Here is an 11,934-nt window from a genome sequence, read left to right on the forward strand (position 1 = left end):
CTTTGATTAACCTAGGCTACCAACTTACTGAATCTGTTCTGGGACAGAGAAGTTGTATAATTCTTGCAGCAGGAATGGGTTATTAGAATTTGACGGTTTGACTTTCACCGTCATATGACGCCCTGAGACAAGAATGTCAGCATTGAATCCACCATCGGATGTTGGTTCGAGTTGTGCCTCGTTCAACAGCCGGAAGATAGACCAAAATCCCTCTTTTGCGATTCTGTGTTGTTCTCCGCTTGATGTAATGTCCTGAATGTTTACGTTCACGAAAAACTCATTACTTGCCGGTGGCCAGGCAAACTGCTTACTTTTTGCCGGACCGTGGTAGTAATCCAGTGACTCCCCCCCGAAATCCAGACTCGCACGAATGGCGCTGGAATCCAGATCGATGAAGCGCGAACTGAAATCAATGTTGAACTTGTTCGAGGTCGGGTCAAACAAGACGTTTTTGATCATCGTGTAGTTCTTCATCTGGGTGATCATTTCCTGCGACAGTCGCAGGGTTTCACCGTCGACACGCTTCGCCTGCCACAGGTTGGTGTCGTAAAACGGAGAAAGATTATCTTTAATAAAGCCGTCCATCGTGCCCTGTGCGGCAAAGAACTCTTCGAAATCGGTCAGTGAGATCTCTGTTTCTGCCTGCTTGCTGAACGGATACTTATTCTGTCCGACCAGGGCAAATTTGCTGTAAACGTTACTGGTCCACAGTTCCTGAATCCCCAGCTCTGACTCGGTCAGCAGTGTGGCCCAGGCCTGATGGGCAATTTCGTTCAGCCAGCTTTTCACCGGCTCCGGTGTTTTCTGTGCGATTTGTTTCAGGCGGACAATTGGATCCGCATCCGTTTCACGCATCCGGGCTTTCGCTGCCGCCAGAGCTGCCTGCTGCACATTCGGGGCATCCGTAATTTGCTTCAGGTAAGCCCGGAGGTTACTGAGCGAACTGATGACTTGATCCCAGGGGGCCTGAGAGTTTTCTGTTTCACTGGTCTGCAGGTTATTGATGACGGCAAAGGTTTTTTCTACCCGGTTCATCAATTCGTAATCCGGCTCAATGGCTTTCTCTGCCGTAGCTTTCAATGCATCAACTGCCTGGTTGAGACGCTGATCTTTCGGCGCAAGCTGTGCCAGTGCAGATGTATCCGGCGAATATTTTGTATTGGTATACAGCAGATTCAGGATCGTACTCAGCGGTGATGCCGGGCCGGACATAATATCGATGGCATTGGTCATATCGACGATATTGTCGAATTGCTTAAAGCGCAGATCACTGATGGCTGTCCGCCAGATGTTAATGTAGTCATCGGTATATTTACGGCGAACTTTCGCCTGAAATGCTTTCAGTTCTTCTTCCGACGGCTGGGTATTATTCGACAGCCCCAGCACCCAGTTATCGGCAATCAGGTCTTGCGACAGTGATTCAGACAGCGGGCGGTAGAAGGTTGTAAAACCGGTAGCGGTATAAATCTTGTTGATGTTCAGTTCATCCTGGTGATTTTTCTCCATGTCGAAAATTTCACCAAAGTTAAAACCGATTGCTCTTGGAATACTGAGCTGGCCAAGGTCGGCATCCCGGCCGCTGTTCAGAATCTGGCTGTAAGCAATATCAACTTTCGACTGAGACAGCAGCTCACGGCGTGTGGTCCGCACCAGATCCCAGTTAATGTTGTGCGACGGGAAATTGGTTTTGAAATAAACTGCCAGATAATCTTTGATGTTGGCGTAACTGCCGTCTGTACCAAAATCATCAGCAACAATTCTGGAGATCGATTTCAGCAAAAAGCTGTAATCGCGTTTATCACTTTCGCTCAGCATCAGATACGTCTTCAGCAGGTGCAGTTTCTCCTGATGAGACAGACGGCTCTGTGCCAGTTCCTGACTGATATGCTTTTCAATCAGGGGCATCAGTTGCAGATGAATACTGTCCAGCAGATGGCGATAAGCAATCTGAGTGGTTTTGTCGAGTTTATCGACATTGATATCAATGATTTTCTCATCCAGTAAACGACTGGCATCGACCCAGGCCTGATACAACGGCTGAATCCCGCTGGATGTGAGCGCCAGCTGCCTTTTCAGGTTGGCCTGAGCGTCATCTTCTGTCGGATTTTCTGAAACATCGAGTAGCTGGTTAATGATCGAAATGTTCTGTTGGGTGGTTGTCAGGAAATAGTAACCACTTACACCCAGCAAAGTGACACAGGCAGCCATTGTCATCCGGCTTTTGCGGATCAGTTGCTTGAGATGTCGCTTGTTCTCACCGGCAAAGTTGGCCTCTGGCAGCACCTGTTCATCAATAATAAAACGGGTGAACAGCGGCGATTCCGAAAGCTGGTCATGCTCGGAAGCAATCATCGGGACATTGAAATGGTTGCTGCAGCCTTTGGCCAGCAGGTTGTATTTCCGGCCACCCTGATGACTGGAAGTGAAATAGAGGCCCCGGAGATCCACCATATGGAAGCCGTCTTTTTCCAGCCGCACTTTATTCAGCGTGTCCCGGACCAGACCATGGCAGAGCTCGAACTGTTTCGGAAAAGTGACCAGCGCACTGTTGTTGATCAGAGAACGTTCCATGGCGGCACAGTCCAGTGTGCTCTGCTCCATCTTGCTCAGAATGGCATAAAAACCATTGTCGAAGATGTCGTTGATTGTGCCCTTGGCATCTTTCAGAGAAATCGTCAGGTGTTCTAACTGGGCTTTCAGCGGGCTGAGTGAAACGAATTCCTTGAAGCCTTTCAGCTTATCAATTTTCGACAGGAACACATACGCAGGCAGGGCGCTGTAGGTTCTTTCTGTAATATCACTCAGGCGGGTATTGATGATATCCAGAATATATTCACGCTGTGTATCTTCCTGCGTGATCAGAAATTCCAGATCAACCACATACAGACAGCCAGCGAAAGGCTTCCTTGGCTTGATGCTGATGATTTTATCAAGAAACGCTTGCCAGAGCATCTGGTCAGTATTGGATGTGTCCTGATAGATCAAACGGGGGGCCGGTTTGATAAAAATCGCCTGATCAGATTCGTACCAGAGGAAATAATCCGTCTGGAGCGTGTTTTTCTGATCAATGGGTTTGATCGCATGCGAACTAGTCAGCAGAGACGTTTTCCCTGATTTTTTATTACCAAGCATCAGGTAGATTGGCTTATGGCTGGACCCTTTCAGCAAAGAGGCAAGCAGACCTTTCAGCGTCTCTTCTTCGGTTTCAATATCGCTGTTTGAACGTGACTTACGTTTTTTGACCTCGTAACCGATCAAAACGATGATCGCCGCTGTACAGACCAGAGCAATCGGACCCCAAGTCAGATAATGACTGAAAGGTAAGTCCATCACGAAATAAGAGAATAAGCCGTACAATACAGAGAGCAGCACAGCAGAGAGTATAATAAATACCCTCGGTGTTTTGAGTGTTTTAATCAAGATATAACCTGCCAGTTTTTGTTATTGGTTTTGTTGTTCGAATTGGTTTGATATTTCCATCAGGCGGTATTGGTAAGCGCTGAGCGTTTTTTGCGCTTTGATAATATCCTCACGCTCAATGTGACCTTTCTCCAAATAATCAAGGCGACCAAGAAACGGAAAAAGAGTATTACTAAATTTATAGGCCGCGGTGATATTGTCGCTTTCGTCGACTAAAGCGGCGTTGGCAATAATCGTCCGTGCACGTTTGAACTGGTCGTTTATGGCCTGATAGTCACTGGCCAGTGCTGTTTTTCCTGCTTGGTACTGAGACACCGCAGTTTTAGCCGCAATGGAATCCGGATAAAGTGAATTCACATGATTCGCCAGTGCTTCCAGCACCTGATGGTTGTAAACACGTTCAGGATAGGCGGTCCAGTCCTGCATCAGTTCACTGGTACGGGTCAGTACTTCCTCCTTCAGGCGGTTTTTGAAGTATGGCTCCGCATGGATCAATTTTGAGGTGATCTTCTCCAGCTGCACTGCAGAAGCCGCCGGGATATCTCGCTGATACAGATACTGACGAACAGCAGCAATTGAAAACACAAGACATCCCAGGATAAATACAGTTGCAAGCCAGTAACACCAGGCGGGAAGTCTGGGTTTGGTTTCAGTTTCTTTCGCTGTGTCCTGCGCCGGTGTTGCCTCTTCGGCTGTTTCAGCCAGTGGCTGCGCAGTACCTTTACGCTGGCGGGATTCTTCTTTCTCAGCCAGTTCTTCGAGGTGATCTTTCCACTCGGTGAATTGTTTGCGTACAGGCCCCAGCGATGGTGCCTGCTTGCCCAGCTGGTGTTGCAGTTCCTGTTCCAGACTGAGTGCAAAGCGATGTCCGGCCTCAACCAGCGCCAGGTCTTTCAGGCTGACTTTGATTTTTTTCAGCGCAGTGGGAAGCTGTTCAGCAACCCAGTCAAAAGACTGAACCCGGGCATTGGGTTTGTCGGCACTTGGAAAAGCCGAATGCCAGTACACAATGCTTAGATCGTTCAGCACATTTAAGCCGACGACGGCACCTTTTAAGCCATCGATGCGGCAGGCAGCAACGCAATAGTAGCTCGCACACCGAAAGTCTTTGCTGTGTGAGGTTAACAGTGTTTCGGCCGTAGAATAGATCTCCTTCCATGGTGCAGGGGATACAAAACTACTCAGCCGGTTTACATTTCTTTTGAGATCAGAAAACAGATCCAGTGTACGTGGATCCTGGCCAACGGGCGACTGCGCCGATATTGGCCTGAGTGCAATATCAGTGAATTTCATGGTAAATAGCCAACTTCAAAAGTAATAGAAACTGAAAGTTTTACGTTTGGATAGTCCTTTTCCAATCGCTTACTTAAAGTTTAATTTATTAGTAGATACTAAATTATAAGGCGGAAAAATTTGTCTTTTTGTTAATACCTTTCGTATTTAAAATTGTTCCATCATTCTGCTACAGACGTTTTGTCGCTTTATGCAGTCCATTTTAAAATATCGAGGTTCATTTTCACGGAAACCCCTTGAATTGAGAATATTTTAAGCATAACGGGCATACGAAACTAAGTGGATGATTTGTTTACTGGCTTAAGATCACAAAAGATATAATGATAATGGATTATCTGTTTGTTTTTATTGGTTTTATTTTGTGTTTTCTTTGTTTTTGACATTCCTCTGACAAAGTGAAAAGGCATTTTGTGTCTTAATTAAATCCTTGTTTTTGAAGAGGTAAAATATTATTGTGACTTTTGTTCCATATGTGAGAGCTTATATTTAATGTTAACAACTTGAGTGTTTTGGGAATAATTTCACATTAATTAAAAACCATAATTTCTTTATCAGTTTTGAATGAGCTCATTTCCGGATGCGAAGTGGGTGTTAAATCGACAACAATCTCAGTCAAAATGAAAATATCCATAGTTAAATTAACTGAATTTCATGACGGCCCAATTGAGCCCTTGAATTCATTATTTCATGCGTTTATCTTTCAGATGTTTTTAATTTAGTGAACGCGAACATTATGAATCGTCTTCAACATTCAGTCTGTTTATTCATCGGTTTGATACTTTCTGCTCCGGCTTTATCCAAAGGCGAGCGTTTTGGTGTCACGGCTGCTTATTATGATTTCACTTCAAGTGCCGAAGAGGGCGAGTCAGGTGAAAACCAAAGTATGCGATGGGGGCTTGTGCATACCCGGCCCATTGATGATAACAGCGCACGCTGGCGCTGGTGGTTTGGCCTGAATTATCTCTCCGACAATATTCCTGCACCCCAGAATGGTATCTATCAGGAAGTGGACAATTATGAATTCAGGGTATTGCCTCAGTATGCGTTTCCCGTCACCAGCTGGTTAACGCCTTATATCGGGGCGGGTATCTCACTGGCATACAGTGAGTATTCAGAGCGCTGGTATGTCGATTCCGATGAGTTCAAATATGGCACCCAGCTGCAGGACAATAATGCCTTTGAGGCTGGGTTGTTGCTCAATGCAGGGACCGTCCTGAAAATTGGCAGTAATCCTGATGCACATTTGCAGTTGGTACCTCAGGCAACGCTGATCATTCCCGTCAATAATGGCTTGGGCGGCGTTGAATTTTCCTTATCGTTTCTTTTCTGATTTTTGCTTATGACGCATAAAACGCTCATTCTCACCGTGAACAGCGCCCCTGACGAGTATACAGGGGTCAAAAAAATGGAATTTGACAGTCTTGGGGGCAGCATCGGCCGCAGCGCTCAGTGCTTTTTCCATCTGGAAGATCATAACAAGTATCTGTCTGGTACTCATGCGCTCATTACCAGCTATAACGGTGAGTTCTACCTGAATGACATCAGTACCAACGGGACTTTCATTAATGACAAGCGAGCCCTGAAAAATCAGCCTTCTGCGTTGCAGGAAGGGGACACGGTGTCATTGGGGCGTTATGAGCTGACGGTCAGCTTCGAGAATGAAATCCAGCATATCAATCTGGCAGAAGACATTATGCCGGAGATGAAAAGCAGCGACCCCGTTGAATCACTGAATGTCGTCTTGCCGCCCAAAGCCGAAGAGTTTGCTGAAGGGACCGTAGAAGAGCTCTTTTTTCCGCCGGATGAAAAGGCTGACACCACCGAGCCCTTGTACCATCTTCAGGAAGAAGAAGATGAAGCGGAAGCGCTGATTGAAGATGAGATCCCAAAACCTGAAGTGGATTACACACCACCGCACCGGCAGATGCTGGATGACAGTGAAAGTATTCATTCCGAAATGGACGTGCCGAACCTGATTCCGGAAGACTGGAATTTTGGTGGTGAACCGGTAGCGTCCGTGCCGAAACCGGTTCAGAGACCGGTACAGCGACCAGCACCACCTCAGCCTGAAATGCGTGCCGAGCGCATCCCGTCCCATCCGCCGAAACCTGAAAAACCAGCCCCGATTGCTGAGCCGGCTGCCCTGGGTTTACTGGCTCACACTGAAATGTCGCCCCTCTCTGGCAGGCAGGCTGAATCTGCTTTTCTGGACGGGTTGGGGATGTCGACGGAGCAAAGACAGCTTTGCGATGAAAACTGGTACCGGCAGATGGGATTATGTTTGCGGGGCTGTCTGGATGCGATGACATCCGAGCTGCGCCAGTCACTGGCACTGGCTGGTGAGGCCGATGAGTCTCAGGCCCATTTGCTGGACAGCATGCTGTCGCTTTATCAGCAGTCCATTCTTGAACCGGTTGAACTTGTTGAGCATATCCATGAAGAGCTGGCCACGCATCGGGCTCGTCTGAACCAAGCCAGAAAATCGCTGTTCATGCAGCAACTGACGTCACTCTCCCCTGCAGCTTTCGAAGCAGAACAACAGGAAAAAGGCGGCGGCTGGCTGAAGAAGCAGCGTCTCTGGAGTGCGTATCAGGACCATTTTGCACAGCAGCAGTCGGATATGCAGTCTGAAACGCAAGAAAGCGCTGATGCGAATCTGGCAACCAAGTACAGGGAATTATTACAGGGGCAAAATGCGTAATTTATTGTTGGGTTTAATGGTTGCACTGTCTTTGTCTGGTTGTGCAGTGTGGGAACAGTTTAAAGATACTGCCGGATTGATTCCGGAAACGGCTGAAATTGAAGTGCACATCACAACGGACAAGAGTCTGAATGTCCGGCCGAACGGATCATCGTCACCGGCTATCTTGCGGATTTATGAACTGTCTTCGCCGGTGCTGTTTCGTAGCCTGGATTTCTTTTCGCTGTTTGAGAATGACAAATCTGCGCTGGGTGATGAATACATCAAACGCTACGAATACCAGTTAGAACCGGGACAGGAACTGACCGAATTTCTGAAACTTCAGCCGGAAACGCGTGCGGTCGGATTTGCGGTCGCATTCCGGGATATCAACGGCACCAGCTGGCGCACCATTCACACGATAGAAGAGCGTAAAAGCTATTTTCTGGACGTGAATCTGGTGAATAACGTGTTGTCGGTAGAACGCACCAAAGGTGTAGAACAGATTTATTTCTAAGGAAGTTATTATGTCATTGTATAACCCTGTGGTCTGGCAAGACGGCATGTTTATGAAACCGCAGCACTTCCAGCAACTGGACCGGTTTCATTCCCAGCAGATGAGTTTGTGTACGGCGTTGAGTTCACCGCTGAGCTGGGGCATCAGCCGGCTGGAGATCAACCACGAACTGCTGAAAATGGGCAAAATTGGTGTAACGGTTGCAGAGGGGATTCTGCAGGACCGTACGCCGTTTGCGTTACCGGCGGAAGCGCCTGCTCCGTCAATGCTTGAAGTGGACTCGTCGACTGTCGATAAAGTTGTGTATCTGTGCTGCCCGCTGCCTTCTGAACAGGGCGAACTCTATACCAATGCCGGCGATGGTGCACGTTATTGCCTTCAGGAACAGCAGGTCGTGGACTGCCTGTATGACAGTGAAGACACCACCACGATTCATGTCGGCAGTCTGAATTTCCGTCTGATGTTGGAGAGCGACGATCGCTCGGCATACACGTCAATTGCAATCCTGAAAATCTCTGAAGTGAAAAGTGACGGGACAGTCGTTCTGGATGATAAGTTTATCCCGACTTGTCTGGATATCCGTGCCTCAGCAGTACTGACTAAATTTGTGACTGAATTTGCATCACTGCTGAAGCACCGTGCTGAATCCATTGTGGCACGCCTGGGTGTGGTTGATCAGCAGGGCGTTTCTTCTGTTGCTGACTTTATGCTGCTGCAGGCGGTGAATAAATTAGAGCCGCTGTTCTGGCATATCGGCAGTCTGGAAGGTGTTCATCCTGAAGCGCTGTATCGTGTATTGCTGCAGGCAGAAGGTGATTTGGCAACACTGTGCTCATCCTTACGTCGTCCTGAAGCCTATCTGCCTTATAACCACGGTGATCTGACCGAATGTATGTGGTCGCTGATCAGCCGGAACCGCAGCAGCCTGACCGTGATGTCTGAGCAGCGTGCCATTCCGCTGGTGCTGAAAGAGCAGGGCTATGGCGTTCGGGTGGCCAATATCGCCGATCGCGATATCATTGAAACCACCACCTTTATTCTGGCCGTGAAGGCAGACGTCACGCTGGATGTCCTGCATACACGCTTTGTTTCTCAGGTGAAAGTGGGCAGCCTGGAAAATATCCGTGATCTGGTGAACTTCCAGCTGCCGGGCATTGCAATTAAGCCAATGCCGGTTGTGCCGCGACAGCTGCCTTATCATGCCGGCTTTACTTACTTCGAACTGGACAAGGCATCTGAAGAATGGAAAGCGCTGTCTTCTTCTTCAGGTATTGCGATGCATGTTTCGGGAGATTTCCCGAACCTGGAACTGCAGTTGTGGGCGGTTAGATTATGAGTCCGGCAGACGATGATGTAACGGTCGTATTATTTCAGTCGGAGCCGGGCAAACCGATGGAGGTCATGCCCGCTCCGGAAGTTCCGCGAAATATTGCGGTGAAACAGCTGGAAATCAAGAAACTTGGTATTAACCAGCTGGTGGATGAATTCACCTGGGTGCTGGCTTGCCTGACCTGCATCCCATCAATTCCCTGGCTGGATGACCCGACAGCTTTGCGGGAGCAAATCAGCCGTGAAATTCAGGACGCGGAAAAACGCCTCCTGCTGGCGAACACGGATCGCGCTTCATTGCTGGTGATGCGCTACTGCGTATGCTCGGCTGTGGATGAGGCCGTATACAGCCAGGAGTGGGGCGAGAAAAGTAACTGGAGCACGCACAGCCTGCTGGCTGAATTTCATAATGAAACGTCGGGCGGCGATAAGTTTTACACCATCCTGGACAGACTGCGTCAGGATCCGAAACGTTACCGGCATCTGATTGAGTTTTTGTATTTTCTGCTGCAGGTTGGTTTTAAAGGCAAGTTTGGTCGTGTCGAACGAGGCAATGAAAAAATTGCCGATATTGCTGATACGGTTTACCGGCTGATTAAAGAAGATCGACTGGTTGATCAGGAAAAGCTGCAGTTAGTGAATATGAAGGCGGCCTCCATCAGCCGACCGCTACGGCGAGTGATTCCCCCCAAACTGATTGTCGGGCTGACCGTCACTTTACTGGCAGCGATGTATGCCGCAACGTACTGGGTGATTGACTTTAAGTTTAATCAAATCCTGAGTTAAACCGATTCATTGATGTTCAGAAGACTGCTTGTTGAAGCGCGACTTGTTCGCGCTTTTTGTTTTTATAAATAATTGATTTTATTCATTTTATTTGGGTTTTGGTCGCATCTAACCATGGTCTGATCTTCTAAAGAATCTTGAAACATGGAAAGCAAAATGATCGAACATGTACACACGAAAAAGTCCGTCGCCAAAATCGTTGGGGGTGTTCTCTGTCTGGCTGTCATTGCGGGCATGGTTAATAGTTCCATTTTAATGACGGATGCGGGCTATACCTATGTTCATCAGAACAACCTGACGGGTGAGCTGGATGTTTTTACCACCCCGGGTATTCATTTCAGAACGCCGTTTCTTTCTAAAATCACCATGTATGATCAGGTCATTACGGTCTCATATGGTAATAATCTAGGTGAAGATTCCCGGCAGAGCTTACCTCCGGTACGTGCAAGTTTTGCGGACACCTATGTCGGAATGATTCCTGTGACATTCAGGTTCAAACTGTCGCAGAATCCGGAAGCGATCAAGAAAATGCACCGTGAATTCAGAAACAACACCAATCTGATTGATGCACTGCTGGTCAAAAACGCAAGAAACGTGACCGTGATTACGGCGACACAGTACACGGGCGAGGAATTTTTTCAGGGCGGTCTGAACCAGTTTAAAACGCAACTGGATGATCAGCTCAGAAACGGCATTTATATGACGGAACGACGTAAAGTCGAAGTTGAAGAGACTGATCTGGCACCGGTAGGTGCGAGTCAGAGTAATGCAAATCAGCTTCAGCGCACAAAACAACTGGTCTGGAAAACGATCCCGGTTCTGGATGAGAAAGGCGTTCCGCGTCGTCAGGAAAACCCGCTGCAGCAATATGGGATTGCGGTTACGCAAATCACGATTGGAGATCCGAAACCGGAAGAGCAGTTAGAGAAACTTCTGGCGGATAAAAAGCGTCTGGTGGCGGAGCGCATTCGTGCCATTCAGGAGCAGGAAACCTCCAAAGCGCTGTCTGATACAGAGCAGCTGAAAAAAGAGATTCAGCGGACACGCGCAGTTCAGGATGCAGTGCGTAACAAAGAGTTAGTGACAATTTCTCAGCAGAAAGAACTGGAAATTGCGAAGGGGGCCGCTGACCGGAAAATTCTGGATGTTCAGAAGAAAAAGGAATTAGCCGAAGTCGAAAAACAGAAAGAACTGGCGATCGCGAAAGCGAACCTGGAAATTCAAAAAGCCAATGCTCTTGCTGCAGAGTATGAAGCGAAAGCAATCCTTGCGAAAGGCCGTGCGGAAGCTGAAGTCTTGCAAGCGAAGTATGATGCACTGGGCGCCAATAAAGCTGTTTATCTGGCGGAATTGAACAGGGACGTATCGACCGCTCTGTATCAAAACCTGAAGAACTATAAAATTGAAATGCCAAAAAACTACTTTGGCGGAAATGACAGCGGTAAGCTGACGACCAATCTGGATATCATCACCGGACTGGGTGCGCTGGGTATTTTAGATAAATCTGAACAATATGCGGACGGTGAAAGGAAAGAGAAGAAAAAACCTTGATGGTTTGAATCACAACTTTAACTTTCGCTAAAATTCAGGGCACGACGAACAGGGTTCATTTCTGTTTAGTCGTGCTTTTTTATTTTCAGCCAAAGAACCATCCTTGTTTTTGTGAATCAATATCACACATGCATATCTGGCCGGAATGAAATCAGGCAAACTCAAACAGATTGATTTCGCTTAATGGACATTGCACTTTGCGTTGTAGTTTTACCTAAATTAGGGAGTATTACTGTCGCTTGGTTGCATGTCACAAAAATTAGATTTATACGTTACTTTTTCGTGAAATCCATCTGAGGAAAAGCGTCATTTTGGCCTTTTCAGGTTCAGGTCTGGCTGTTTTTATGAATGAAATACC

The 11,934-nt window shown here is 47.5% G+C and carries 8 protein-coding genes; 6 read left to right on the forward strand and 2 right to left on the reverse strand.

What is annotated here, in order from left to right:
- Positions 1 to 24: 24 nt before the first annotated feature.
- The gene (tssM, locus tag L4174_RS17000) at positions 25 to 3,420 is read right to left on the reverse strand and encodes a type VI secretion system membrane subunit TssM (RefSeq protein ID WP_248142725.1); all 3,396 of its coding nucleotides are present in this window, start codon (positions 3,418 to 3,420) and stop codon (positions 25 to 27) included.
- Between the two features lie 21 nt (positions 3,421 to 3,441).
- Positions 3,442 to 4,713, reverse strand: a complete 1,272-nt coding sequence (locus L4174_RS17005; RefSeq protein ID WP_248142724.1) for a type VI secretion system ImpA family N-terminal domain-containing protein — start codon at positions 4,711 to 4,713, stop codon at positions 3,442 to 3,444.
- Positions 4,714 to 5,446: 733 nt separating this feature from the next.
- On the opposite strand from L4174_RS17005, the gene L4174_RS17010 reads away from it, so the two are divergent.
- The 6 genes from L4174_RS17010 to L4174_RS17035 all read left to right on the forward strand — a co-directional run bounded on the left by L4174_RS17010 (position 5,447) and on the right by L4174_RS17035 (position 11,576).
- Positions 5,447 to 6,043, forward strand: a complete 597-nt coding sequence (locus L4174_RS17010) for a porin family protein (protein WP_248142723.1) — start codon at positions 5,447 to 5,449, stop codon at positions 6,041 to 6,043.
- Between the two features lie 75 nt (positions 6,044 to 6,118).
- Positions 6,119 to 7,414, forward strand: coding sequence for a type VI secretion system-associated FHA domain protein TagH (gene tagH / locus L4174_RS17015; RefSeq protein ID WP_248142722.1), 1,296 nt, complete (start codon positions 6,119 to 6,121; stop codon positions 7,412 to 7,414).
- The gene (gene tssJ, locus L4174_RS17020; protein WP_248142721.1) at positions 7,407 to 7,910 is read left to right on the forward strand and encodes a type VI secretion system lipoprotein TssJ; all 504 of its coding nucleotides are present in this window, start codon (positions 7,407 to 7,409) and stop codon (positions 7,908 to 7,910) included. Before tagH ends, tssJ begins: the two co-directional genes overlap by 8 nt.
- 10 nt (positions 7,911 to 7,920) lie before the next feature.
- Entirely contained in the window at positions 7,921 to 9,246 is a 1,326-nt protein-coding gene (tssK, locus tag L4174_RS17025; RefSeq protein ID WP_248142720.1) for a type VI secretion system baseplate subunit TssK, read from the forward strand.
- Positions 9,243 to 10,025, forward strand: coding sequence for a type IVB secretion system protein IcmH/DotU (gene icmH / locus L4174_RS17030; protein WP_248142719.1), 783 nt, complete (start codon positions 9,243 to 9,245; stop codon positions 10,023 to 10,025). Before tssK ends, icmH begins: the two co-directional genes overlap by 4 nt.
- A gap of 156 nt (positions 10,026 to 10,181) precedes the next feature.
- On the forward strand, positions 10,182 to 11,576 hold the full coding sequence (locus L4174_RS17035; protein WP_248142718.1) for an SPFH domain-containing protein: 1,395 nt from the start codon (positions 10,182 to 10,184) through the stop codon (positions 11,574 to 11,576).
- Positions 11,577 to 11,934: the final 358 nt, after the last annotated feature.

This window comes from Photobacterium sp. CCB-ST2H9 (genome assembly GCF_023151555.2).
GTDB lineage: Bacteria > Pseudomonadota > Gammaproteobacteria > Enterobacterales > Vibrionaceae > Photobacterium.

Coding starts and splice junctions, on each gene's coding strand:
- L4174_RS17010 (WP_248142723.1), top strand. CDS start 5,447: ATGAATCGTCTTCAACATTCAGTCTGTTTATTCATCGGTTTGATACTT.
- tssK (WP_248142720.1), top strand. CDS start 7,921: ATGTCATTGTATAACCCTGTGGTCTGGCAAGACGGCATGTTTATGAAA.
- L4174_RS17035 (WP_248142718.1), top strand. CDS start 10,182: ATGATCGAACATGTACACACGAAAAAGTCCGTCGCCAAAATCGTTGGG.
- tssJ (WP_248142721.1), top strand. CDS start 7,407: ATGCGTAATTTATTGTTGGGTTTAATGGTTGCACTGTCTTTGTCTGGT.
- L4174_RS17005 (WP_248142724.1), bottom strand. CDS start 4,713: ATGAAATTCACTGATATTGCACTCAGGCCAATATCGGCGCAGTCGCCC.
- tagH (WP_248142722.1), top strand. CDS start 6,119: ATGGAATTTGACAGTCTTGGGGGCAGCATCGGCCGCAGCGCTCAGTGC.
- icmH (WP_248142719.1), top strand. CDS start 9,243: ATGAGTCCGGCAGACGATGATGTAACGGTCGTATTATTTCAGTCGGAG.